Below are 25,809 nucleotides of genomic sequence, written 5' to 3'. Positions count from 1 at the left end.
GACAGCAACGCCTCCGGGCAGTTCGATTACATTACTTGCGCCGTGCGGCGCGGGAACCCAGCAACAGCAGGCCGGCGCCAAGCATGGCATAGGTCGCCGGTTCTGGTACGGAGCTGACCAGCGTCACCGTCTCGATCGTCTGCGGGGTGAATTGATGCACCCACCATTCGTTGACGCTTCCCTGGCCGTAGTGATCCCATGAGAAGGATTCTCCCGTAACGTAACCGTAGCTGTCCGTATCGATACTATTCGACCATTCGTCTACATAGCTCGACGAGAAATACGCGGAAAACTGTACGCCACCAGACACGCTATAGGAAAATGCCGAAACACCGCAGGAGTCACCTTCCCACGGGCAGCTCATGACGTTATCGCCCGCGACCACTAACGAAGTGAGCTCATCAAGGCTGATAACGCTGTCGCTGTTGGCGTCGACACCACTGAACTTTGCCGTATAAATCAGGTCAGGATTAAAGTAATGCTCGCCGGGATTGATGATGCTGAATCCCTGCCATTTGACTTCCCATTCATCCGCCAACGCGGCCTGCGTGACCAGGCAGCATCCCGCCATGATGACGGCTTTCAAGACATTCTTCATTTCCATGCTCTCCAAGAGTTAACCCCGTCTCAATAACATTATTGAGAAAATGATTGTAAAACAAATAATTCCTGGATTTCGGGCGTGTCAGGACAGCGCAACACTAGCAAGCAGCAACTATCCTGATGCTGTTACCAATTGGCGCTGTCATATCAGGAATCATGATAGCTTTTACAAACTATCATTCTGGAGACCGCCTGCATGCCGTCGATCGCGCGCGAACAGATCACCCGCGAGATGCGCCGGCATCGCGATCGCGTGCTGCTGCGCTGGCGGCAGCGCATCGGCGACGAAATCCCGTGCAGTGCCGCGCTGCCCGAGGCGGTGGTCTTCGACACGATCCCCGAGCTCTACGATTACCTCACCCTGTCGATCGCCGATCCCGACGAGCTGGGCCGCACGAGCCTGGCCCGCGCACATGGGGCCGACCGGGCGCGCCAGGCCAGCTACCGCCCCGCCGACCTGCTGCGCGAATTCCAGGTACTGCGCCGCTGCATGGCCGAGATCGCGGAAGAGGAAAACCTGGTGCTCACGCACCTGCACATGAGCGCGCTGGCCGCCAGCTTCGATACCGTGGAGCGCGAAGCGCTGGATGAATTCGACAGCGTACGGCGCCGCGAGCAGGAGGTGGCGCAAATGACGATATCGACCGAACTGCGCGAGCACCTGAACGTGATCGGTGTTTCCACGCAGCGCATCATGGCCCAGGGGAACCTCGACAAGATCGCCCAGCTGGCCAACCGCATCCGCATTCGCCTGGCGAAGGTCGAGGCCCTGCTGGACGAGCAGGACCGCCAGGAAGTGGCGAAAGCCGAGCGCCTGCCGCTGCTGCTGTCCACGTTCGACCTGCTGGCGCTGGCGCGCGAGGCGTGCCGGGAAGCGGCCCATCCGCATACGTCGGTCGAAGGCGATTCCGTATTGGTGACGTGGTGCCGCATCTCGATGCGCCAGGCATTGCGCACCCTGCTGGCGGAAGGCCGGGACGCCGCAGGCCCCGTATCGATCGCGGTCCGCCGGGCGAACGGACGCGCGTCGCTCGCCGTGCTGCACCGCCATGTACTGCCGCCGGACGTGGTGCGCACCCTGTTCTCGGCGCGCAATGCGGAAACGCATCCCACCGTGCGCGAGTGGGGCGTGGGCCTCGCGTTCGTGCGCGAAGTGGCTGAAACCCATGGCGGCAGCGCCATCGTCCACAGTTCCCATGCCGCCGGCACCGAGTTCCGGCTCGATCTTCCCGTCGATGCCAGCCCGTTCCTGGGCAACAATAGCTGAGCGATGTTTGCAAACTGCTCAGTTTCTTGATCGAATCGCGCCATGCGTTGACACCTGCCGGGCCAGTCCCGATACTCGGTTGCCATTCCCGCACCATGGCGCAGCCTTGCCCGCCTGCGCCGCCGCCGGGCCGGCGACCGATCCTTGCCATTCCCCGCAACCTTCGTATTGAGAGCTCCATGAACAATCGATTCCTGCTTGCCACCGCCACCTTCGCCGCACTCGCCGCTCCTGCCGTCCACGCCGAAAAGCTGTCGATCACCGTCACCCATTCGCTCGACGCGGCCCGCCCGTCCGAGACGATCACCGTGCCATGGTCCGAGGTGAACCGCGTGCTGCCCGGCGCGCTGCTGCAGAGGATCGCCGTGCGCGACGCGGCCGGCAAGCTGCTGCCCTACCAGGTGACGAACGTGGCGCCGCAGGCGAAGGACCCGGAAAACCGCGGCATCGCCTACGGTGAACTGATCTTCCAGCACGACTTCAAGGCCGGCGAGAAGAGCGCCACGTTCACCGTGGAGAAAACGGAAACCGTGTCGCCGCCGTTCCCCACCAAGGTGCACGCCCGCTACGTGCAGGAACGCCTGGACGACTTCGCGTGGGAAAACGACAAGGTTGCGCACCGCACCTATGGCCCGGCACTGGGCGCCCCGGCACCGGCCGGCGGCGGCAAGGAAGTGCTGGTCACGAGCGGCAACGACATCTGGTTCAAGCGCGTGCCCTACCCGATCGTGGACCGCTGGTACAACAAGGGCCACGACCACTACCACGTGGACCAGGGCGAAGGCATGGACATGTACAACGTGGGCCGCACGCTGGGTGCCGGCGGCACCGGCATCTGGGATGGCTCGAAGATCGCCAAGGCGAACAACTACGCCAAGTGGAAGGTGCTGGCCAACGGCCCGGTGCGCGCGATCTTCGAACTCTCGTACGACGCATTCGACGCGGCCGGCACGAAGGTTGCCGAAGTGCGCCGCTTCACCGTGGATGCCGGCCACTGGTTCGACCGCATCGAATCGACGTACACATTCACTGGTCCGCAGCAGTTGAACGCCGTCGTCGGCCTGAACAAGACGCCGAGCGACAAGGGCCAGGACCCGCAGATCGCCACCGACCGCGTGCCGGCCGACGGCTCGCTGCGCCAGTGGGTCACGCAGAAGAGCAACGATTCGTTCGGCGTGGCCGTGGTGGTGCCCACCGCGAAGGACGGCGGCTCCGACCAGGCCAACGATTTCGTGATCGCCCCGGTCACTTCCGGCAAGCCGCTCACCTATTACGTGGGCGCTGCCTGGAGCCGTGCCGGCGAGATCCGCACGAAGGACGAGTGGGCGAACCAGGTGGCGCTGACCGCTGCGCGGGCGAAGTCGCCGGTGAAGGTGGCGGTGGCGGCGGTGAAGTAGGTTTTCGCTTGCATGCAGGCTGATTGCTTCAAGCTAGCTGTTGGCTGCGGGACACCGGCTTTTCTCTGCGTGTGACTGCATCATGCGGTGGTTGTTGGCCGCTGAACACCGGTGTCTGACACCATTTCCGGGAGATTCATCCGGAAATGGTGTCAGACCGCTGCGGCGGACCGACCGGTTTGCTTCTGACCGGTGTTCCTCTAACGCTGCCACAACGCATGCATTCCCCACGCTCACTGCCCTGATTCTTTGGGCGCTCCCACGGGCCACGCGCCACTCGCCCCCTAAAATACCGCGCAGGCAACCACTCCCTCACCTCCCATGAAGATCAAACCCCTCGCCGCCCTGCTCCTCGGTCTGGCAGCCCCCGCAGCCTTCGCCGCCATGCCCGCCGAAGGCTGGCGCTTCGACTTCACCGCCAAGCCGGCAGCAGGCTACACGGCCGTGCAGGCCAGCAGCGCCTACGACACAGCGCGCGGCTACGGCTTCGAAGCCGGCAACACCGCTGCCGCAACGTTCTTCTCGGCCGACGTCCCCGAAGGCAACGTGGCCGTCACCGTCACCCTCGGCCCGGGCACGCACACGATCAAGTCCGAGGTGCGCCGCCTGATGCTGGAGAACGTCGTCGTACCCGCGGGCCAGTCGGTCAAGCGCACATTCGTCGTCAACACGCGTACGCCGATCATCGCCGCGGCGAATGGCATGAAGCCCGGCGCCGTCGACCTGAAGGCGCCGCGCGAAACGGTGCAGGAAGCGTGGAACTGGGACAAGCGCATCACGCTCGAGATCCACGGTGGGGTGGACAAGGTCGAGATCGAACCCGTCCAGGTACCGACGATCTTCCTGCTGGGCGACTCCACCGTCAGCGACCAGCCGGGCGAGCCGTATGCCAGCTGGGGCCAGATGCTGACGCGCTTCTTCAAGCCCGGCGTGGCCGTCGCCAACCATGCGCAGTCGGGCGAGACGTTCCGCGATTCGCTGGCGCGCCGCCGCATCGACAAGATCGTGTCGCAGGTGCGCCCCGGCGACGTGGTGCTGCTGCAGTTCGGCCACAACGACCAGAAGCAGATCGCGGCCGGCAGCGGCGGGCCGTTCACCACCTACAAGGCCGAGCTGCGCCGGCACGTGGACATGGTGCGCGCCGCGGGCGGCCTGCCGGTGGTGGTGTCGTCGATGGAGCGCCGCCGTTTCGATGCGGCGGGCAAGCCCTATGCGACGCTGGCCGACTATGCCACGGCCGCGCGCCAGTCCGCCGAGGAACTGCGCGTGCCGTACATCGACCTGAATGCCACCAGCCTGGCGCTCTACGCCGCGCTGGGCGTCGAAGGCTCGAAGCCGGCGTTCGCCACGAAAGACGGCCAGATCGACAACACGCACCACAGCAACTACGGAGCATGGCTGCTGGCCAAGGCGGTCGCCGCCGGCATCCGCGACGCGAAGCTGCCGGTCGCCGCCCAGATCGTGGATGGCTTCGCATTCGATCCCGCCCGCCCCGCCCCATTCGATACATTCGCCGTGCCGGCGAGCCCCCGCTACACCAACGAGCGCCCGCTGGGCGATGAGGCCAACCGATGATCCGCAAACTGATTGCAGCCGCACTGCTCTCCTGCACCCTGCCCGCCTTCGCCGCCGACGGCTACATCTTTGCCTACTTCACGAAGAACGGCGAGGACGGCCTGCACTTCGCGTCCAGCACGGATGCGTACAACTGGGACAAGGTTGCTGGCGGCAAGAGCTTCATCACGCCGAAGGTGGGCAAGTCGAAGCTGATGCGCGACCCGTGCATCGTGCGCGGGCCGGACGGCACGTATCACATGGTATGGACATCGGGCTGGAACGAAAACAATATCGGCTATGCGTCGTCGAAGGATCTCGTCAACTGGTCCGAGCAGAAGGAACTGCCCGTGATGGCACATGAACCGGGCGTGCTGAACGCATGGGCGCCGGAGATCGTGTACGACGACAAGCGCGGCGAGTTCCTGATCTTCTGGGCTTCCACGGTGCCGGGCAAGTTCACGGAGACTGCCGGCTCGTCCGAGCAGAAGTACAACCACCGCATGTACTACACCACAACGAAGGATTTCACGAACTTCGCGCCCACGCAGCTCTTCTACGACCCGGGCTTCTCCGTCATCGACGCCACGTTCGTGCGCGCCAATGGCAAGGATTACCTGATCGTGAAGGATGAAACGGTCAAACCGCCGCGCAAGTACCTGCAGGTCGCCGAGGCGCCGGACCTGCGCGGGCCGTTCAAGCCGCTGTCGGCGCCGATCACGCCGAAAGGCCTGTGGGTCGAGGGTCCGACCGCCATCCAGGCCGGCCAGGATGTCATCCTGTACTTCGACGCCTATACCACGAAGCACTACGGCGCGCTGCGCTCGCGCGACCTGAAGACATGGGAAGACGTGACGGACAGGATGCGCTTCCCGGATGAAGGCACACCCGTGCGGATGCGGCACGGCACCGTGATCCCCGTGCCGGAAGCCGTGCTGGCGAAGCTGCGGGCTGCGAAATGAACTCCTCTTCACACGGATTTACCCCGATTCACACTATGTTACTTAACGACTTGCGGTGGAAATAATGGCAACGGATGCGGCAGGTACAATCCCGCCCATCATTCCTACAAAAACAGCCACGCAATGAATCCATCGAAACTCGTCCTGCGTCCCCTTCCCGCGCTGCTGCTCGGTGCCCTGGTCGGCCAGCTGGGTATGGCGCAGGCACAGCAGGCACCTGCCGCGCCTGTCGTCACGAAGCCAGCCACCGCAGCCGCGCCAGCCGCCACGTCCACCGCGCCGTCCACCGTGACTGCAACGCCGGTCGACGAAACGAAGAAGCCGGCCCCCGCGCCGGAACAGGCGGGCAGCACCCCGATGCAGACCGTGACCGTGGTGGCGGAGCGCCCCGCCGAGCAGATCGACCGCTCGACATATGACGTGAAGTCGGAAGTGATCACGCCGAACGCGTCGGCGGCCGACGTGATCGCGAACGTGCCGAACGTGACCGTCGACCAGGACGGTAAAGTGGCCATCCGCGGCAACCAGAACGCGCAGGTGTTCGTCAACGGCAAGCGCTCGGCCATGTTCTCCGGCCAGAACGCGGGCGATGCGCTGAACAGCTATCCGGCCGAGGCGCTGGAATCCATCGAGGTGATCACCACGCCGGGCGCCGAATTCGGCTCCGAAGGCGGCAGCGGCCCGATCCTGAATCTCGTCACGCGGCGCGTGCGCGCGCCGGGCACGCAGGGCACGGCGTCCGTCAACGTGGGCACGGAAGGCCGCTACGGCACGTCGCTGTCCGGCAGCCATGTCGCCGGCCGGCTGCAGATCGAGGGCCAGGTCGGCGTGATGCGCAACGTATTCGAGCGCAAGGGCTATTCCGACACGGAGACGCAGGTCGGCAACAGCGTGTGGACGACGCACCGCGAGAACACGAGCCGCACGCCGTCGAAGACGCTGTCGCTGAACCCCACGATCAGCTACAACCTGGGCGAGACGGACCGGGTGAGCGCGGCCATGAACTTCAACCGTTCGCTGCGCGACACCGGTTCGAACGAGTACTACCAGACATATCACGGCGGCGCCTCGCCCTACGAGGAATACTTCCGCAGCATCGACCGCGGCAGCCAGGCCACCGTGTACCAGCTCGCGCTGGGCTGGGAACGCAAGTACAGCGCCACGGAAAAGCTGAACATCGACCTGCGCACGTCGGGCACCGAGTCGAAGACGGACAGCTGGAACCGCAACGCCTACGTGGTGGCGCCGCCCGCCGGCGCGCGGCCGGAAAGCACGAACGGCAACGACAGGTCCGAGCGGCTCACCGAATTGAGCCTCGACTACAACAAGCGCATCAGCCCTGTCTTCAACTTCAAGGCCGGTGCCAAGGTGGGCCGCCGCACGGGCGAATCGGATGCCGACTACTTCAACATCGACCCGCTGACGGGCGAGGAAGTGGTGGACTTCAACCGGGCCAGCGCATTCAAAGTGACGGAGAACACGTATGCCGTGTATTTCTCGCCGAACGTGCGAATCTCCGAGCACTGGACCATGCTGCCCGGCCTGCGCTACGAGATGGTCGAGCGCGACATGGACTACATCAACCAGGGCAACTCGGCCAGCGACTCGACGAAGAAGCTGCTGCCAAGCCTGCACCTGCAATACGGCTGGGGCGAGCGCGGCGCCACCGTGACGGGCGCGTACTCGCGGCGCATCAGCAGGCCGTCGCCGGAAGACATCAACCCGAACGTGCAGTACGTGGACGACCAGAACTACTCGCAGGGCGACCCGCGCCTGGCGCCCACGCATGGCGACAAGTACGAGCTGAAATACACCGACACGTGGGGCGCCGTGAACAGCAACCTTTCGCTGTTCCGCGAGAAGGACAGTCCGCTGCTGGGCCGCTTCCTCACGCCGGTGCCGGGCAGCACGGCCGTGGTGAGCGAGGCGGTGAACTTCGGCGCCAAGACGAACGACGGCATCAGCTGGAACCTGCAGTACAAGCCATCGCGCGAGGTGCGGCTGGACGGCACGGTGGGCTACCGCCGCGTGACGCAATCGTACCTGGCCACGCTGACGAACGAAAACGGCGCGAACTACTCCGTTGAAACGGAACGGCGCCAGAACACGCCCACGCTGCAGCTGCGCTTCAGCTATTCGGGCTTCGAAGGCCACACGATCCAGCTGAACGGCAACTACACGGGCCGGCAGTTGAACGGCCTGTTCGAATCGGAACCGAACTGGCAGGCGCACCTGTCGTGGTCGTGGGCCCTCACGCCGCAATGGCGGCTGCGCACCAGCGTGCGCGACCTGTTCGACAGCAACGTCAACGAGAACCGCCAGGTCACCAGCACCGTGCGGCAGTACAACTACAGCGAACAGCAGGGCCGCACGTTCATGGTCGCCCTCAGCTACAGCTTCGGCGGCGTCTCCGGCGACCCGGGCCTGCGCAACAACCCCGGCATGTTCCGCGGCCCGCAAGGCAACGGCCCCCGCGGCCCCGGCGGTTTCGGCCCTGGTCCCGGCGGCTTCGGCCCGGGCATGTAAGCGCATCTGGTGTCTGACACCTTTTCCCGCCTGCGGGAAAAGGTGTCAGACACCGGTCTTTTCCTGAAGTCGCACATAGCGCTCGCGCGCCGGGGTCTGTCCCCGGTAAGTGTTGGCATCCGAGGCATACCGAGCGCCCCAAGGGGACTGACCCCAGTCTTTTGCTCGCGCACCTTAACCCCCTCTCCAATCAACAATGCGAGCAAAAGCGCCCCGAAGCGCTCACCGCATTGCACCTCTCAACCATATCGGCTACTGTTCCTGGGGATCGCAGCGCAGATCGCAAGCGCGGCCACCATTAACCTCGGAGACGATAGTTCAAGTGAAGAAGACCCCGTTCAAATTGAAGGCTGGCCGGCTGCTGATCGGCACGCTGCTCGCATGCACCTCCCTGCACCTCGTTGCGCAGGAAGCCCCGGTCGCGCAGGAGAAGGGCCCGGCCGCGGCGGATGCGATGCTGCACGCGCTCGAAGTCAAGTACCCGAACCCGTACCGCGCAATGGAAGCGGCCGAAGTGAAGGCTGTGATGGACCGCGTGTTCACGTACCTGGACGCCACCACGCCGGCCGAACTGATCGACAAGACCTCGCACGCGCCGATCGCAAAGCTGGACAAGGCCAACCCGGAAGCCGTGCTGAAACCGGGCGACTTCCGCCTGACCAGCTATGAATGGGGCGTCACCTACGCCGGCATGCTGGCCGCCGGCGCCGCCACCGGCGACAAGCGCTATACCGAATACACCACGAAACGCCACCAGCTGATGGCGGACCTCACGCGCCTGTACCTGCCGGCCGTGAAGGCCGACCCGGCGAATTCGCATGCGCCGATCAAGAGCTTCCTGAATCCGCACGCGCTGGACGATGCCGGCGCGCTGTGCATGAGCTTCCTGAAGGCCAAGCAGATGGGCTCCAAGGTGAACTATGGCCAGATGGTGGACATCTGCGGCAAGTTCGTCACCGAGAAGGAATACCGCCTGCCGGACGGCACGCTGGCGCGCGGCGGCCCCGATGGCAAGGGCGGCAACAAGCAGCGCCCGCTGACCAACACGCTGTGGCTGGACGACATGTTCATGGGCGTGCCGACCATCGCCCTGCTGGGCAAGGACACGGGCAACACGAAATACTATGACGATGCCGTGAAGCAGGTGCTGCAGTTCTCGAAGCGCATGTTCAACCCGCAGCTGGGCATCTACATGCACGGCTACGTGGAAGGCCTGCGCGACCATCCGGAACTGCATTGGGCGCGCGCCAACGGCTGGGCCATCATGGCGATGGTCGAAGTGCTCGAAGTGCTGCCGAAGAACCACAAGGGCTACAAGGCCGTGGAAGACCAGCTGCGCGCGCACGCGAAGGGCCTGGCCAAGTTCCAGCACAAGGACGGCCTGTGGCACCAGCTGATCGACCGTAACGACTCGTACCTGGAAACGTCGGCCACGGCGATCTACACGTATGCGATCGCGCGCGCCGTCAACCGCGGCTACCTGGACAAGGAATCGTATGGCCCGATGGCCAACCTGGCGTGGAACGCGGTGGCTTCGAAGGTGAACGCGAAAGGCGAGATCGAAGGCATCTGCGTGGGCACCGGCATGGCATTCGACCCGGCGTTCTACTACTACCGCCCCACCAGCACCCGCGCCGCGCACGGCTACGGCCCGCTGCTGCTGGCCGGTGCGGAGATCATCGAGATGAACAAGAAGTTCAAGTTCGGCCTGAACGACAGCGGCTTCATGTACCAGGGCCAGCGCTGATCGACCGGTTTCCAACGCCATTCGCATGACATCGCGGCTGCGCTCCCCCGTCCGGGACCGCAGCCGTTTCTTATCGCAGGAGAGAACGGAATGAAGACAACGATGACGCTTTGCGCGGCGGCTGTCGCGGCAGCCTTGCTGGCCGCCTGCGGCACCACGGGCACCGCGAACGTGGCGGCGCCAGGTACCGCCACGACGATCGGCACCGCCATGGTGCCGGTGAAAACCGCCATGCAACTGGAAAAACTCGATCGCGGCACGGTAGTCGTGCGCGGCAAGGCCGGCACGCTCGTGAGCTGGCGTGCGCTGGCGACCGATGTGCCGGACCTGGCGTTCAACGTCTATCGCGACGGAAGGAAGCTCAATACGGAGCCGCTGGCCACGTCCACCAATTTCACCGATGCCGCCGGCGGCGGCACGGGCAGTTATGAAGTGCGCGAAGTGGTGAACGGTGCGGAAGGTGCGGCCAGCAAGGCGCTGGCCATCGACGGCTTCCTCACGGTGCCGCTGCAGCGCCCGGCCGGCGGCAGGACCGCCGATGGCAAGGACTACACGTACAACGCCAACGACGCATCGGTGGCCGACCTCGATGGCAATGGCCAGTACGAAATCGTGCTGAAATGGGACCCGAGCGAATCGAAGGACAACTGCTGCGCGGGCTTCACCGGCAACGTGCTGCTCGACGCCTACCGGCTCGATGGCACGCTGCTGTGGCGCCTGGACCTGGGCCGCAATATCCGCGCCGGCGCGCACTACACGCAGTTCCAGGTGGCCGACTACGATGGCGACGGCAAGGCCGAACTGATCGTCAAGACGGCGGACGGCTCGCGCGATGGCGCGGGCAGGATCATCGGCGACGCGGGCGCCAACTGGGTCAGCGGCAGCGGGGAAATCGAGCAGACCGACCGCACGGGGTCGCGCCGCACGGACGACGGCAAGCTGATGGCCGGCTTCATGGGCCGCATCGTGAAGGGGCCGGAATACCTGTCCGTGTTCGAGGGCGCCACGGGGCGCGTGCTGGATACGATCCCGTATCCGTCGAAGCGCGGCGAGGATAGCGACAACCCGAGCGCGGACGAGCTGAAAGCGCGCTGGGGCGATGGCTACGCCAACCGGTCCGACCGTCACCTGGCCGGCACCGCCTGGCTGGACGGCAAGCGCCCCAGCGCTATCTTCGCCCGCGGCTACTATGCGCGCACCACGATCGCCGCCGTCGACTTCGCGGGCGGAAAACTGAAACAGCGCTGGTACTTCGATTCCGAGGCGGCCGGCGTACCCCAGGGATATTCGGGCCAGGGCAATCACCAGCTCAGCGTGGCCGACCTCGATGGCGACGGCCGGCACGAGATCCTGTACGGCGCGATGGCGCTGGACGACGACGGCAAGCCGCTGTGGACCACCGGCATGGGCCACGGCGATGCGATGCACGTTGGCGACCTGGATCCGACCCGTCCCGGCCTGGAGAAATGGGGCGTCCACGAGAACATGACGATGGCGCAGAACCGTGGCGCCGCGATGGTCGACGCACGCACCGGCGAAGTGCTGTGGTCCACGCCGGCCACGAAGGACACGGGCCGCGGCGCCACGGGCGACATCGATCCGCGCTTCCCGGGCGCCGAAGCTTGGTCGGCGGCATCGCCGAACCTGTTCGACGCGAAGGGCAACGTGATCGCCACGACCCGCCCGGGCCAGATGAACTTCATGGTGTGGTGGGACGGCGACCTGCAGCGCGAGCTGCTCGATGGCACCAAGGTCTCCAAGTGGAACTGGCAATCGGGCCGCGCCGACGTGCTGCTCGACGCGCAAGGCGCCGCATCGAACAACGGCACCAAGTCGAACCCCGCGCTGTCCGTGGACCTGTTCGGCGACTGGCGCGAGGAAGTCATCTGGCGCGCGGCCGACAACAACAGCCTGCGCATCTACTCGACATCGATCCCCACCACGCACAAGCTCACCACCTTGATGCACGATCCTCAGTACCGCGCCGCCATCGCCTGGCAGAACACCGCCTACAACCAGCCACCGTGGCCGTCGTACTACATCGGCGAAGGCATGCCAGCCGCAGCTAAGTAAAGTTGCTCAAAAAATGGGGACGTACCCCATTTTCCGAGCAATGTTGCCTGAAAAATGGGGTACGTCCCCATTTTCCAGGCAACTTATTGACTGCCGCTTCTTCACGAAAAAACAGGGTCCGTCCCTGATTTTCCCTGATTTTTCGTCCCTGACTGTTCTGGTCTCTCAGGGGTTCACGCCTTCCACCTGCCGGCCCTGCGCTGACAGCCACTTGTCCACCAGCCCGCCCGGCAGGCCGCGCAAGGCCGCGACCACGCGCTGGGCGTTGAAGGTGGCGCCGGCTTCGTTGGTGTGCGTGCGCGCATCGCTGAAGAAGGTGTCGACGACGCCCGCACCCGCGCGGCGGTAGCCCTCGGTGACCACCATGGTCAGGTCGACGAACTGCGCGCCATGGCGCTGCGCGACTTCGCGGCCCCACTGGGCGAAGGTCTCGAAGTCGCGGCGGTCCTGCCACACGTCGCGGTGCGGGACCGGCGACAGCAGCACGACCGTCGCGCCCTTTGCCTTTGCATCCTGCACGTAGCGGGCCATGTACCAGCCGAACGTGCGCACCTGCTCGACCGTGCCGTCGGCCTTCCTGTCCTCGACGGTTTCCGGGCCGGTGCCGGGGCCGGAGGCGCGGCCCTTCATGGCCGGGTCGCCGATCCTGCCGCCGTCGTTGTGGCCGAACTGGATCGCCACCATGTCGCCGGCCTTCAGCTGGTCGAGCACCCGCTGCCAGCGTCCTTCCGTATAGAACGTGCGGCTGCTGCGGCCGCCGATCGCATGGTTGACGACATTCACGCGCGACGTGTCGAAGTATGGCGCGATGCGCTCGCCCCAGCCGACATGGCCGCCGGCACCGCCGCTCTTCACCGTGGAATCGCCGACCAGGTGCAGCGTGGGCAGCGCGCTGTTCGCCGCCTGCTCGGCTTTCACCGATGCCGCGTCGACGACGGGACGTTCGTCCTCGCCGGCGGAGGCGGCAGGGATGGCCCTGCCCCGTTCGTTCAATGCGCCGACGAGCGTTCGCAGGCCCAGCGCCTTGATGCCGCCGACGACGATCCGCGCGTTCAGGTCCGCGCCGGCCCAGTTGGTGTGCACGGATTCGTCCGGCGTCACGAGCGGGAACAGCTTCATCACTTCGTCGCGGCCGATCTCGTCGTAGCGGCGCGCGGCCAGTTCGTTCAGGTCGATGAAGCCCGCTTTCTCGCGCTTCGCCACTTCCTTCGCCCAGCCCGCGTAGTCGCCGGCGTTGCGGCGCACCTTGCCATCGTCACTCCAGCGCTTGCGGGGTATCAGCGACACCACGACCGGCGTGGCGCCCTTCGCGCGGATCTGCGCGATGTAGTCGGCCAGGTACCAGCCGTAGCTATGCACCGTTTCGCGCTGCTTCGTCAGCAGGTTGTCGATCTCCTCGGTCTCGTTGCCGGTGCCGCGGATCGTGCCGCGCGCGCGGCTGGTATCGTTGATGGCGCTGGCGTCGTTGTGCCCGAACTGCATCAGCACCACGTCGCCCTTCTTCACCAGCGCCAGCGTGCGCTGCCAGTGTCCGCTGGTGACGTACGTGCGGCTGGACAGCCCGCCGACGGCGCGGTTGACGACGTTGATCTTCGACTCGTCGAAGTAGTTCGCGATCGGATTGCCCCAGCCCCACTGGCCGGCCGGGCCCTTGCCCTGGCCGTCGTCGTGGCCGTTGCGCACCGTGGAGTCGCCGATCAGGATCAGGGACGGCAGCGACGGATTGGCCGGTTCCGGCAGCACGACCTGCGCCCTGGCCGGATCGGTATTCACCGCCGAAGGCAGGCTCGCTTGCGCCTGGGCGACCGCGTGGCACAAGAGGAAAAGAAAGAGGGATTGAAGGTATCGTTTCATGAACCCATTCTACGGCAGCGGTTTTGCAGGGGTTCGCGGCGGCTTGCAAACGATCAGGAAGATGAGTGGAGCCGGCATGCGCAACCTGCGCGGCCGGGCGCACAATCGGCCCTTTCCACCCTGGGCACACACGATGAACACCTCTACCCTGCTGCGCGCCGCCGTGTGCGCGGCGCTCTGTTTCACCACCGCCGCCCACGCCGGCATCGGCCAGCGCTTTCCTTCCGAACGCAAGGTCGTGAAGGACCCCGTCACGGGCACGATGCTGACCTTCCTCACCAGTACACCGCAGGGCGACTCGAAGATCTACCCCACGCACCCGCAGTGGACGTCCGACGGCAAATGGCTCGTGTTCCGCTCGAACCGCGTGAAAGGCGAGGCGATGGCCGTCAACGAAACCACCGGCGACATCGTGCAGGTGACCGAGGGCGGCTATTCGGGCATGCTGAACATCGCGCAGAAATCGATGAAGCTGTACTTCATGCGCCCCGCCGCCGAACAGGGCGTGCTGCAGATCGTGGAGGTGGACCTGGCGGCCGTGTTCCGCGACAGCGCCGCCGGCAGGATGAAGGCGCCGGACGCATACCAGCGCATCGCCGGCACCACGCCCGCCGACCTGGAAGCGGGTGGGGACATGGCGCTCGACGCCGACGAGGAATGGGTGTACTTCCGGGTGGGCCGCAACGCGGCGGCGAAACACCTGCCGGCGGGCGCGAAGATCGAGGAAAACTTCGGCCCGCGCAACATGGGTGCGGGGCCGAACGGCATTGCGCGGCTGAACGTGAAGACGGGGGAAATCCGGCAGGTAGTCTCCGTGGGCTTCCAGATCGGCCACATCCAGGCCAACCTGTGGAACCCCGGCGAGATCGTGTTCTGCTGGGAGACCGGCGGCAAGTCGCCGCAGCGCACGTGGACCGTGCGGTCCGACGGCAGCGGCCTGCGCCCGCTGTATCCGGAAGCGTCGTACGAATGGGTGACGCACGAGGCGGTAATCACCAAGGATGAAGTGGCGATGGCGCTGATGGGCCACCGGCCGGTGAAGGATGGCGGCGGCGGCGTGGCCGGTCCCGCGACCGGCGTCTACGGCGCCAATCCGGGCCAGGATGCGGCATGGGGCGATGCCGGCACGCGCGAAAAACCGACGGGGCTCGCCATCGTCAACCTGCGCACCCGCGAGATGACGATCGCCGGGCAGACGCCCTCCGGCAGCGGCTTGTGGCACGTGCACGGCTCGCCCGACGGCCGTTTCGCCGTGGGCGACGATTTTTCGCGGTCGCTGTGGCTGATCGACCGGAAGACACGCGAAATGAAGCTGCTTACCACCGGCCACAAGGACACCGCCGCCGACCATCCGCACCCCACCTTCAATGCGGACGGCACGAAGATCCAGATCCAGTCGGCCATGCTGTCCGCCGATGGCAAGGCGATGAACATCGTTGTCGTGCCGGTGCCGAAGGACTGGCTGAAGCGGAAGTGAGTGAAAAGTGAGTAGCAAGTAAGTAAGTAAGGCAGAGAGGCGCCCATCTGTATATGACCCGGGTGCGGGGCCCGGTGATCCCGGGCCATGCCTCCCTGCCAGCCGGCGCGCGCAAGGCGAGCAGTCCAGTGCACAATAGCCCCGCCGATCATCACATTTTGCGACTCATGAAAAAATTCGTTCTTCCCATCCTGCTTGCCATGGCCTTCTCGTATGCCGCCGCCGCGGATCCCGATGTCTTCCCCCTGTGGCCCGAAGGGGTTCCCGGCAAGAAGGATATCGGCCCCGAGCAGAAGGGCAAGGGCTATATCCAGAACACGTCGAACCCCACGATTACGCTGGTTCGCCCGTCCGACGGTCGCCCGAACGGCACGGCCATCATCGTGGCACCGGGCGGCGGCTATGTGCGCCTGTCGGCCGACCACGAGGGCACCAAGTATGCCAACTGGCTCGGCACCCTGGGCGTGACGACGTTCGTGCTGAACTACCGCATGCAGGAGTTCGGGCACCCGGCCCCGCTACAGGATGTGCTGCGCGCCGTGCGCCTGGTCCGTTCGCGCGCGGCGGAGTTCGGCATCGACCCGAACCGCATCGGCGTGATGGGCAGTTCGGCAGGCGGCCACCTCGCGGCCAGCGCCGGCACGCTGTACGACAATCCGGCCGGCCGCACGGGCACGGACCTCGACAAGGTGAGCGCCCGCCCGGATTTCCTCGTGCTGTTGTACGCGGTGATCTCGATGGAAGACGCCGCCGCGCAAACGCGTTCGCGCAAGGCGCTGCTGGGCGCCAAGCCAACGCCCGAGGTGGTGCGCCTGATGTCCCTCGAACAACAGGTGACGGCGCAAACCCCGCCCACGCTGCTGATCCACACGCAGGACGACGCCGTGGTGCCGGTCGAGAACAGCATCCTGTTCTACCAGGCGCTCACGAAGCACAAGGTTCCCGCCGAGATGTACCTGTTCGAACAGGGCTCGCATGGCATGGGCTTGCACGGCGGCCGCGCCAACGCTTCCCAATGGCCGCGCCGTGCCGAGGAATGGCTGCGCGCCCGCGGGCTGCTGACGCCATCCACACCGGCGAATTGAGCACGCAAGGAAGCAATAGCGGGCACCGGATACAATGTGCCGCATGTCCAAGCTCCCCATTGAATCCGACGCCGCCGCGCTGATCGCCCAGCTGGACCAGGTCGCCCAGGGCCTGGCGCAAACGTTCGCGCCCTTCTGCGAAGTCGTGGTGCACGATCTGCGCGACCCGGACCATGCGATCCTCGCCATCCACAACAACCTGTCCGGCCGTGCGCCCGGCGATCCGGCCACGGAGCTGGGGCTGGCGCGCATCGCCGACAGCGGCTATCCGCAGGTGGTGGCCAACTATGCGAACCGGTTCGCGGATGGCCGCCCCGCCAAGAGCACGTCCATCGGCATCAAGGATGCGGAAGGCAACTATGTGGCGGCGCTGTGCCTGAATGTGGACATGTCGCTGTTCCGTTCCATGCAGAACGCGCTGCAGCAGTTCGGTGCCACCGGCACGGCGCCGTTCCAGGAGTCGCTGGACCCGGCCAATGCCGAGGCTATCCGGCGGCGCATCGACCAGTATGCGGCCGGCCTGGCTGCTTCGCCGCAGTTGCTGAAGGCCGAGGACCGGCGGGCGTTGATGCGGGAGCTGAAGGCAGCCGGGTTTCTCGAGGTGCGGCGGGCGATGGAGATCGCGGCGGCGCATCTGGGGATTTCGCGGGCGACGGCGTATAACGACGTGAAGTAGCTGCCGGCGCGCGTGCCGACAGCTTCCAGCGGCAACTGCTGGCAGGCGAACACAGCTATCCCACACCGGTTCTCCGCCGCCGTACTACAGCCTTTCCAGCCTCACATTCCGCAACTGGTAGGCCGCGCCCTCGAGCTGGAACCCGATACGCCCCTCGGCCGGTTGCGCCTTCGTGATGCGGTTCTGGACAACGCCGTTGATGACGACGTCGATGGTGCCGTCGCGGCAGACGATGTCGGCGCTGTTCCATTCGCCCGCGGGGCGCTCGCTGTTGCCACCGGTGCGGGCCTTGACGACGGGCTGGGCGCCGGGGGCGCTGGTGGGCGGTTCGGCGAACGTGGCGGCGGCCATCGGCAGCAGGTCGCCGGCGGCGCCGTGCTTCGTCTGCACCTGGATGCTCGTCGGCCACACGCGGTCCATCGGCCCGTCGGCGATATGCAGCAGCACGCCGCCGTTGCCCGGCTTGTCCGTCCAGCGCCATTCGACGTGCAGCCGGTAGTCGCGGTAGCTGTCCGTGGTGGCCAGGAAGCCGGAGGGCTTGCCGGCCGTCGCGATCACGCCATCGGGCAGCAGCTGGAACACATCGGCCGCGGCGGCGGCGGGATCGGTGCGCAAATCCCACCCAGCGAAGCCGCGCGACGCAAACAGGTTTTCCGCGCCAGCCGACGCACACAAAGCCAGCAGTCCCGTGCACAATATCTTCTTGATCATTACACTCCACCACTCATGAAAAAATTCGTCCTTCCCATCCTGCTTGCCATGACCTTCTCGTACGCTTCATTCCCCACTGCCGCCGCGAAATCCAACGTCTTCCCCCTGTGGCCCGAAGGGGTGCCCGGCCTGAAGGATATCGGCCCCGAGCAGAACGGCAAGGGCTATATCCAGAACACGTCGAACCCCACGCTCACGCTGGTGGGCCCGGCCGTGGACCGCCCGAACGGCACCGCGATCATCGTGGCGCCGGGCGGTGGCTACGTGCGCCAGTCGGTCGACCGCGAGGGCACCCAGTATGCCACCTGGCTCAGCACCCTGGGGGTGACGACGTTCGTGCTGAACTACCGCATGCAGGAGTATGGCCACCCTGCCCCGTTGCAGGACGTGCTGCGTGCCGTGCGCCTGATCCGCTCGCGCGCGGCGGAGTTCGGCATCGACCCGAACCGCATCGGCGTGATGGGCAGTTCCGCCGGTGGCCACCTGGCGGCCAGCGCCGGCACGCTGTACGACAACCCGGCCGGCCGCACCGGCACGGACCTCGACAAGGTCAGCGCCCGCCCCGATTTCCTCGTGCTGATGTACCCGGTGATCGCGATGGAAGGCCCGGCCGCGCACATGGGTTCGCGCAAGGCGCTGCTCGGCGAGAAGCCGTCGAAGGAACTCGTGCAGCTGATGTCCGTCGACCGCCAGGTCACCGCGCAAACGCCGCCCACGCTGCTGATCCACACGCAGGCCGATACCGCCGTGCCGGTCGAGAACAGCATCCTGTTCTACCAGGCGCTCACGAAGAACAAGGTGCCGGCCGAGATGTACCTGTTCGAGCAGGGTGCCCACGGCATGGGCATGCGCGACGGCCTGGCCAACGCTTCCCAGTGGCCGCGCCGCGCCGAGGAATGGCTGCGCGCCCGCGGCTTGCTGACGCCTGCCAAGGCGGCGAAGTAATCCGCGCACGACCGGTGCGGATCGCGGCAGCCTGTGCCGCGCCTGCACCGGATACGGCAAAATGCCGGTCCATGCAGCAGCAGTTCGGCGCCACCGGCACGGCACGGCCCCAGGAGTCGCCGGACCCGGCCAATGCCCAGGCCGGGGTGAATGCATGCGTCAGCGGCAGGCCGCCGTCATGCCGGCGTCCCCGCGAAATGGAACATCTGCGGCAGCGCCCACTCCTTCGGACGATTGCCAGGTTCGACTTCCATTAAAGGCGCCATATGATCCCACCACCGCTTCATCACTGGCTGCTGCGGCAACTCCGCGATGGGAGCACCATCGCGAACCTTCAGCACGGCGAACAGCGACAGCGTGTCCTCGTCGAGGAAGATGGAGTAATCGAAGATGCCCGCGCCATCGAGCGCCGCGGCCAGGTCCGGCCACAGCTCGTCGTGCCGGCGCTTGTATTCCTCCACGACGCCGGGCTTCAGCTGCATCTTGAAGGCCTTGGTGGTAAATGTCGTCATTTGATCGCCATCTTCTTCAGTTCGGCGGCAGCCTGCATGAAGCCGCCCACGCCGTAGTTGTAGCTCGACGACGGCCGGTAGTGGGCCGGCTCGGCGCCCGTCTGCTGGATGCCGCCCAGGCGGCCGTCCGCGTAGATGTGGTTCTTCACCAGCGCGGCCCATGCCTTTTCGATCACCGGGCGGTAGGTCTTCTCGTCCAGGTAGCCGTTGTTCACGCCGTAGGCCATGCCATGGATGAACATGGCCGCACCCGACGTTTCGGCCAGCGGCCATGCCTGCGGGTCGAGCAGGCCGGCATGCCATTCGCCTTTCTCGTCCTGGATCGACGCCAGCTTGGCCGACATCTCCTGCAGCTGCTGCACGTAGAACGGGCGGTTCGGATCGTTCTTCGGCGTGAGGTCCAGCACCTTGGCCAGGCCGGCCATTACCCAGCCTTCGCCGCGCGACCAGAAGATCTTCTTGCCGTTCGGCTCGCGCTTGTTCGGGTCCTCGTAGGCGGTGTCGCGGGCGAACAGGTGTTCTTCCTTGTCGTACAGCAGGTCATACGTTTTCTTCCACTGCTCGTGCACGTAGTCGGCGTAGCGCTGCTCGCCGGTGGCCTGCGCCATCTTCAGCCATACGGGCGGCGCCATGAACAGCGCGTCGCACCACCACCACGGCAGGCGCGGGTCGTTCGGGCGCAGCGTGTCCAGGTCGATCAGCACGTCCAGGTATTTCTTCAGCACGGCGATCTTCTCCGGGCTCGGTTCCTGCAGGTACAGGTCGAGGTACATCTGGCCGATGCTGATGTCGTCCGCGTTGGGGTACTGGCCCGCGCGCAGCGTCCAGTCGAAGCCCTTCGCCAGCTTCAGCATCGCGTCGCGGTACTTCGGATCGCCCGTGGCCTTCGACGCGTCCATGAAGCCCGCGTAGGTCACGCTCGCGGTCCAGATCTGGTCCGTGTATTCCATCGTGCGGCGCAGCTGCCAGTCGGCCACCTTGCGCAGCACCTTGTCGATATCCTTCTTTGTGATGGCCGGCGACAGGTCCTTGGCCAGCGGCCCCGCGTCTTCGGGCGCATCGCCGAACTTGCGGCGGATATCCTTGTCGATGATGGCCTGCATGGCGGCCGTCGGCTGCGGATAGTCAACCTTCGGCGACTGGGCATGCAGCGCGGTGCTCGCGCACAGGGTCAGAGCGGCAACGGCCAGCGTAGTAAAACGATTCTTCATGACTTGTCCTGTTCTTCAAAGCTTTTCTTGGAGGGATCTTCCTTGATCGGGCGCGGCTGCACCACGAAGCTGCCTTGGGCGAGGCCACGCACGGCCTTGCCGTCTTCCATCTCCACCGGCTTGCCCAGCTTGAGCTGCGCGTTTTCAAAGGTCCAGTCGGCGATGTCGTAGAGGTGGCCGCCCTGCTCCGCCTGGATGTCCAGGTTGCGCAGCGAGAAGCGCGTGGCCGGCTTTTCCTTGTAGCTGTCCACTTCGAACGCCGTCTTCGCGCCGGTGGCCTTGATGTTCCAGATCTTCACGTCGCGCAGCTGGGCCATGCCCTGCTCCTTCGGCACCGGCGTGGCCAGCACCTTCCAGTAAGGCGGCACTTCCTTCACGTCGTCCGGGATCTTCGCGTAGCTGTAGCTGGGGTTCCAGTTCATCGTGATGCGCAGCACCACCGGCGTGCCCTTCATCGTGAAGTCGTGCAGGCGGATGTTCTCGCCGTAGCCGCCGCGCGTGTGGGCGGACTTGAACAGGATCCCGACGGGCACCTTGTCCAGCACCGTGATGTTGTAGGCCTCGATGTTGCGGAAGCCGCCCGACGTTTCGCTGCCGAACGTGAAGCCGGCCGCGCCGGAGCGGACGATCGAGTCGCGCACGACGACATCCTCGGTGCGCCGGCCGACGCGCAGGCCGTCCGAATCGCGGCCCGCCTTCATGCACAGCGCATCGTCGTTGACGTCGATGTCGGCGTTCTGCACGAGGATCTTCTTCGACGAGTCGATATCGATGCCGTCCGTGGACGGGCCGAGGCCATCCTGGTTGTTGCGGATGATGACACCGTCGATCGTCACGCCTTCCGAGTAGCAGATATGCACGGTCCAGAAACCGGCGCGCTTGAGCAGCAGGCCGCCGCCCAGCTTCACGTCCTTCGAATCGAACACCTGGATCAGGCGCGGGCGCTGCGCATCGTAGTCGGACGCCCAGCGCAGGCCGCGCGGTTCGTATTGCTTGCGCAGGGTCCAGTAGCTGTCCCAGAATACCTTGCCGTCGCCGTCGATCGTGCCTTCGCCTTCGATCTTCGCGTTGTTCTGCTGGTAGACATTGACCAGCGCCGCCGGCCATTTCATCTCGATGCCCGCGATCCGCGTGGGCAGCACCGGGTAGTCCTTGATGTCCTGCGATCCCAGCAGGGTGACGCCCTTGTCCACCTTCAGCGTGACACCGCTTTTCACGAAGATCGAGCCGGTGAGGTAGGTGCCGGCGGGGAATGTGACGGTGCCGCCCTGCTTCGCGGCGGCATCGATGGCGGCCTGGATGGCCTGGGTGTTCATGGTCTTGCCGTCGGGTTTCGCGCCGTATTTGCTTGCATCAAAGTCGGCGGCGTGGGTCGCGTTCGACATCATGAACGCGGCCGACAGCATGATTGCTGCGAGCGCGCGTAGCCAGTGGGTCATGGGGTCTCCTCCTGTGTTTTTGTAGTTGGCGGCCGAGCCACTGGGGTCAGTCCCCTATCCAGGCCAAGGACCAGGATCACGGCCAACACTTACCGGGGACAGACCCCTGAAACGCGAACGTCTTCTGCGACTTCAAGGGTCCGGACGTGCAAAAGCCTGCCCGCGAAGCGGGCAGGCTTGACCGGCAAGCTTAAACGATGCCGCTGCTGCTGGCACCGGCCTTGGCCGGGCGGCGCTCGGCGGCGCCGTCGCGATAGCCGGAAGAGCGGTAAGCGGCGACCGGGTCGGCGGCGCCGCCGGCACGCACGCGGGCCATGGCGAGGATCGCGGAAACGTCGGTGCGGTAGGCTTTCTTCAGCGTTTGCGCGGCGTTCAGCACGTCGTTCGACTCCTGGAACGCGCGCAGCGCGTTGCGGTCCACCAGCGCGGCCTGCACGAACGCGCGCTGCACTTCCACGGCGGACGACATCAGGCTTTCGATCGGATCGGTCACGTTGTGCGACTGGTCCAGCATGTAGGCCGGGGCGAAGTCGGTGTTGCCGGTCTTCGCACGTTCCGCCGCGTCGGCCAGCTCGTTGAACACCAGGAACAGCTGGAACGGGTTGATCGAGCCGGAATCCAGGTCGTCGTCGCCGTACTTGCTGTCGTTGAAGTGGAAGCCGCCCAGCTTGCCGAACTGCGCGAGGCGCGCCACAATCATCTCGATGTTCGTGTTCGGCGCGTGGTGGCCCAGGTCGACCAGGCATTTCGCTTTCGGGCCCAGTTCCTGGGCGCAGGCGAAGCTCGTGCCCCAGTCGGCGATCACGGTGGCGTAGAACGCCGGCTCGAACAGCTTGTGTTCGATGAACACGTTCCAGTCGGCCGGCAGCGCGCCGTAGATGTCGCGCATGCTGTCCAGGTAGCGTTCCAGCGAGCCGCGCAGGTTGTTCTGGCCGGGGAAGTTGGCGCCGTCGCCCACCCACACGGTCAGCGCCTTCGAGCCCAGCTTCTGGCCCAGTTCGATGCATTCGATATTGTGCTGCACGGCCTGCGCACGGGCGGCGCCCGATTGCGCCGACAGGCTGCCGTACTTGTACGTGTGGTCCTGGCCCTGCTGGTCCTGGAAGGTGTTCGAGTTCACGGCGTCGAAGCCCAGGCCGTAGCCGTCGGCGATTTCCTTCAGCGCGGCCGGGTCGTCGGTGCGGTCCCACGGGAAGTGCAGCGACACGGCCGGCGTGGCGCGCGTCAGCTGGTTGATCACGGCGCAGTCTTCCAGCTTCTCGAACACGTTGCGCGGTTCGCCGCGGCCCGGGAAGCGGGCGAAGCGGGTGCCGCCGGTACCGGCGCCCCAGCTGGGTACCGCGACCGCGAACGTGCCGGCCAGGGCCGTCAGCCGTTCGATGTCGACACCGCGGCGCGACAGCATGCCGCCCAGCGCGTCGTAGTCGGCTTGCAGGTTGGCCTGCTGCCCTGCGTTGTGCTCGGCCACCAGGCCAGCGTCGATCACTGCATTCTTAATGTCGGTCATGTTCGTCTCCTTCAAGTACCGCCGCCGCGACGGGGCGCGGCGGCGCGCTTTCTACAAGCGTGGCTTCGTTATTGTACGTGGCTATATGTGACCATCGGCGATCAGCGGGTGAACGCAGCGGCGTTGCCGGCATCCACGTTCAGCACGTTGCCGGTGCTCTTGCCGGCCTTGTCGCTGGACAGGAAGTACACGGCTTCGGCGATGTCTTCCGGCAGCACCGAGCGCTTCAGCATGCTGCGGTCGCGGTAGAAGGCTTCCACGTCGTCGGCCTCGATCTTGTTCGACTGGGCGCGTTCCTGCTTCCACTTGCCGTCCCAGATCTTCGAGCCCTTGATCACGGCGTCCGGGTTCACCACGTTGACGCGGATGCCCAGCGGTGCGCCTTCCAGCGCCACGCAGCGTGCCAGGTGGATCTCGGCGGCTTTCGCGGTGCAGTAGGCCGATGCGCCGGCCGATGCGACCAGGCCGTTCTTCGAGGCGACGAACACCATCGAACCGCCCAGCTTTTGCGTCTTCATCATGCGGAAGGCGGCGCGGCTGGCCAGGAAGTAGCCCTTGACCAGGATGTCCTGGTTGCGGTCCCACACTTCCAGCGTGGTGTCTTCCAGCGGTGCCGACGAGGCGATGCCCGCGTTCGAGATCAGGAGGTCGACGCCACCGAAGCGCAGCGCGGATTCGGTGAACACGGCTTCCACCTGCTCTTCGCTGGTGATGTTGCCGGTGATCGTGGCCACGTTGTCCTTGCCGGCCACCTTGGCCAGGGCGCTTTTCGCCTCGTCGAGGGCGCCGCCGTCGATGTCGGTCAGCAGCACGCAGGCGCCTTCGGACAGCAGCTGCTTCGCCACGGCCTGGCCGATGCCGCCGGCGCCGCCGGTAACGACCGCGATGCGGCCGGCCAGCGATTTCGGCTTCGGCATGCGCTGCAGTTTCGCTTCTTCGAGCAGCCAGTATTCGATGTCGAACGCTTCCTGCTCCGGCAGGCCCACGTATTTGTCGACGCCGTTCGCGCCGCGCATCACGTTGATGGCGTTGACATAGAACTCGCCGGCGATGCGCGCCGTGGCCTTGTCCTTCGCGAACGACAGCATGCCCACACCCGGGATCAGGTAGATGATCGGGTTCGCGTCACGCACTGCCGGCGAGTTGTCGCGCTTGCAGCGGTTGTAGTAGGCCGTGTAATCGGCGCGGTAGGCTTCCAGCGCGTCGTCCAGGCCGGCGGCCACGGCGTCGAAGTCCGGTTTCGTCGGGTCGAAGTCCACGACGAACGGGCGGATCTTCGTGCGCAGGAAGTGGTCGGGGCACGAGGTGCCCAGTGCCGCCAGCGGTGCCAGGTCGGCGCTGTTGACGAATTCCAGGATCGTGTCCGAATCCTCGAAGTGGCCCAGCTTGTATTCGGTCTTGCTGATCTTGCCGCGCAGCAGGGGCATCAGTTTCGCGGCGAAGGCGGCACGCTCGGCGGCTGGCAGGGCCGTGTGTTTCTGGCCGCCGAACACCGGCTGGGCGATGTTCGCATCCAGCCATTCCTCGGCGCGCTTGATGATCGCCAGCGTGGTTTCGTACGCTTCCTTGGCGGTGTCGCCCCAGGTGAACAGGCCGTGGCCCTCCAGGATGATGCCTTTCAGGTGCGGCTGCTCGGTCGACAGTTTTTCCAGGTCCAGGCCCAGGTCGAAGCCGGGGCGCTTCCATGGCAGCCAGCCCAGCACGCCTTCGAAGATCTTCTCCGTCAGGGCGCGGCTGTTGGCCGTGGCGGCGATCGCGATCAGCGAATCCGGGTGCATGTGGTCGACATGCTTCTTGTTGATGTAGGCGTGCAGCGGGGTATCGATCGACGCGGCGCGCGGGTTCAGGTTGAACGTGGCGTGCGGCAGGTAGCCGACCATTTCATCTTCGTGTTCCAGGCCGCGGTAGCGGTTCTTCAGCGCGTGCAGCTTGTCCAGGTACAGCGTCGAGAAGCCGTCCAGCTTGATGCTGCCCAGGTCGCCGCCCGAACCCTTCACCCACAGTACCTCGACCTTTTCGCCCGTGAGCGGGTCATCCATCATCACCTTGGCCGACGTGTTGCCGCCGCCGAAGTTGGTGATGCGCAGGTCCGAGCCCAGCAGGTTGGAGCGGTACAGCAGCAGCTCCGGTTCGCTCATCGTCGAGGCCTTCGCGTCGTCCCAGAGCGACGTGATGGGCTGTTTCTGCTTCGGTTGGTTCATGTGGTCTCCATCGTTGATTTGCATTCGGTTTTGCCCCCGTTTGACCAGCGATTTGATTGGTT

General features: G+C 65.6%; 19 protein-coding genes. 11 read left to right on the top strand and 8 right to left on the bottom strand.

Features of this window, described 5'->3' with window-relative positions; translation table 11 throughout:
- Positions 1–31: 31 nt before the first annotated feature.
- Positions 32–604 (bottom strand): PEP-CTERM sorting domain-containing protein, encoded by a 573-nt coding sequence (locus tag ACY65G_RS14135; protein WP_464997988.1) that lies wholly within the window; start codon positions 602–604, stop codon positions 32–34.
- A gap of 195 nt (positions 605–799) precedes the next feature.
- Between ACY65G_RS14135 and ACY65G_RS14130 the strand changes: the two genes are divergently transcribed.
- From ACY65G_RS14130 to ACY65G_RS14100, 7 genes are all read left to right on the top strand, one after another.
- A complete protein-coding gene (locus ACY65G_RS14130; protein ID WP_464997987.1) occupies positions 800–1,870 on the top strand; it encodes a sensor histidine kinase in 1,071 nt (356 codons plus the stop codon).
- Positions 1,871–2,049: 179 nt separating this feature from the next.
- Complete coding sequence (locus ACY65G_RS14125; protein WP_464997986.1) at positions 2,050–3,267, top strand: DUF4861 family protein; 1,218 nt, start codon at positions 2,050–2,052, stop codon at positions 3,265–3,267.
- A gap of 321 nt (positions 3,268–3,588) precedes the next feature.
- Positions 3,589–4,842: a rhamnogalacturonan acetylesterase gene (locus ACY65G_RS14120; protein ID WP_464997985.1), complete on the top strand. Its 1,254-nt coding sequence runs from the start codon at positions 3,589–3,591 to the stop codon at positions 4,840–4,842.
- Positions 4,839–5,783: a glycoside hydrolase family 43 protein gene (locus ACY65G_RS14115; RefSeq protein WP_464997984.1), complete on the top strand. Its 945-nt coding sequence runs from the start codon at positions 4,839–4,841 to the stop codon at positions 5,781–5,783. Before ACY65G_RS14120 ends, ACY65G_RS14115 begins: the two co-directional genes overlap by 4 nt.
- A 123-nt stretch (positions 5,784–5,906) precedes the next feature.
- Positions 5,907–8,309: a TonB-dependent receptor gene (locus ACY65G_RS14110; protein ID WP_464997983.1), complete on the top strand. Its 2,403-nt coding sequence runs from the start codon at positions 5,907–5,909 to the stop codon at positions 8,307–8,309.
- A gap of 322 nt (positions 8,310–8,631) precedes the next feature.
- The gene (locus ACY65G_RS14105) at positions 8,632–10,056 is read left to right on the top strand and encodes a glycoside hydrolase family 88/105 protein (protein ID WP_464997982.1); all 1,425 of its coding nucleotides are present in this window, start codon (positions 8,632–8,634) and stop codon (positions 10,054–10,056) included.
- 90 nt (positions 10,057–10,146) lie between these two features.
- Positions 10,147–12,129, top strand: a complete 1,983-nt coding sequence (locus ACY65G_RS14100; RefSeq protein ID WP_464997981.1) for a rhamnogalacturonan lyase — start codon at positions 10,147–10,149, stop codon at positions 12,127–12,129.
- Between the two features lie 165 nt (positions 12,130–12,294).
- Here the strand turns inward: ACY65G_RS14100 and ACY65G_RS14095 are convergent, their stop codons facing one another.
- Positions 12,295–13,983 carry a GDSL-type esterase/lipase family protein gene (locus tag ACY65G_RS14095; protein WP_464997980.1) on the bottom strand — a complete coding sequence of 563 codons (1,689 nt, stop codon included), beginning with the start codon at positions 13,981–13,983 and terminating at the stop codon, positions 12,295–12,297.
- Between the two features lie 133 nt (positions 13,984–14,116).
- Here ACY65G_RS14095 and ACY65G_RS14090 point away from each other — a divergent pair, with 133 nt between their 5' ends.
- From ACY65G_RS14090 to ACY65G_RS14080, 3 genes are all read left to right on the top strand, one after another.
- On the top strand, positions 14,117–15,460 hold the full coding sequence (locus tag ACY65G_RS14090; protein WP_464997979.1) for a TolB-like translocation protein: 1,344 nt from the start codon (positions 14,117–14,119) through the stop codon (positions 15,458–15,460).
- A gap of 167 nt (positions 15,461–15,627) precedes the next feature.
- The gene (locus ACY65G_RS14085) at positions 15,628–16,545 is read left to right on the top strand and encodes an alpha/beta hydrolase (protein ID WP_464997978.1); all 918 of its coding nucleotides are present in this window, start codon (positions 15,628–15,630) and stop codon (positions 16,543–16,545) included.
- 43 nt (positions 16,546–16,588) lie between these two features.
- A complete protein-coding gene (locus ACY65G_RS14080; RefSeq protein WP_464997977.1) occupies positions 16,589–17,221 on the top strand; it encodes a helix-turn-helix transcriptional regulator in 633 nt (210 codons plus the stop codon).
- A gap of 84 nt (positions 17,222–17,305) precedes the next feature.
- Here ACY65G_RS14080 and ACY65G_RS14075 read toward each other — a convergent pair whose 3' ends face one another.
- Positions 17,306–17,932 carry a 3-keto-disaccharide hydrolase gene (locus ACY65G_RS14075; protein WP_464997976.1) on the bottom strand — a complete coding sequence of 209 codons (627 nt, stop codon included), beginning with the start codon at positions 17,930–17,932 and terminating at the stop codon, positions 17,306–17,308.
- Positions 17,933–17,947: 15 nt separating this feature from the next.
- Between ACY65G_RS14075 and ACY65G_RS14070 the strand changes: the two genes are divergently transcribed.
- On the top strand, positions 17,948–18,877 hold the full coding sequence (locus tag ACY65G_RS14070) for an alpha/beta hydrolase (RefSeq protein ID WP_464997975.1): 930 nt from the start codon (positions 17,948–17,950) through the stop codon (positions 18,875–18,877).
- Between the two features lie 176 nt (positions 18,878–19,053).
- Here the strand turns inward: ACY65G_RS14070 and ACY65G_RS14065 are convergent, their stop codons facing one another.
- The 5 genes from ACY65G_RS14065 to ACY65G_RS14045 form a co-directional block, all read right to left on the bottom strand.
- Positions 19,054–19,389 carry an L-rhamnose mutarotase gene (locus ACY65G_RS14065; RefSeq protein ID WP_464997974.1) on the bottom strand — a complete coding sequence of 112 codons (336 nt, stop codon included), beginning with the start codon at positions 19,387–19,389 and terminating at the stop codon, positions 19,054–19,056.
- Positions 19,386–20,600 (bottom strand): glycoside hydrolase family 88/105 protein, encoded by a 1,215-nt coding sequence (locus tag ACY65G_RS14060; RefSeq protein ID WP_464997973.1) that lies wholly within the window; start codon positions 20,598–20,600, stop codon positions 19,386–19,388. The genes ACY65G_RS14065 and ACY65G_RS14060 overlap by 4 nt, the downstream gene beginning before the upstream one ends.
- The gene (locus tag ACY65G_RS14055) at positions 20,597–22,039 is read right to left on the bottom strand and encodes a glycoside hydrolase family 28 protein (RefSeq protein ID WP_464997972.1); all 1,443 of its coding nucleotides are present in this window, start codon (positions 22,037–22,039) and stop codon (positions 20,597–20,599) included. The genes ACY65G_RS14060 and ACY65G_RS14055 overlap by 4 nt, the downstream gene beginning before the upstream one ends.
- A 190-nt stretch (positions 22,040–22,229) precedes the next feature.
- Positions 22,230–23,546: an L-rhamnose catabolism isomerase gene (gene rhaI, locus ACY65G_RS14050; protein WP_464997971.1), complete on the bottom strand. Its 1,317-nt coding sequence runs from the start codon at positions 23,544–23,546 to the stop codon at positions 22,230–22,232.
- A 101-nt stretch (positions 23,547–23,647) separates the two neighbouring features.
- Positions 23,648–25,747, bottom strand: a complete 2,100-nt coding sequence (locus tag ACY65G_RS14045; RefSeq protein WP_464997970.1) for a bifunctional rhamnulose-1-phosphate aldolase/short-chain dehydrogenase — start codon at positions 25,745–25,747, stop codon at positions 23,648–23,650.
- Between the last annotated feature and the right edge of the window lie 62 nt (positions 25,748–25,809).

The sequence above is a fragment of the Pseudoduganella sp. jia 12 genome, from assembly GCF_055502675.1.
Note: the sequence above shows the minus strand (reverse complement) of the source record. Positions and strands in the feature narration are given on the sequence as shown.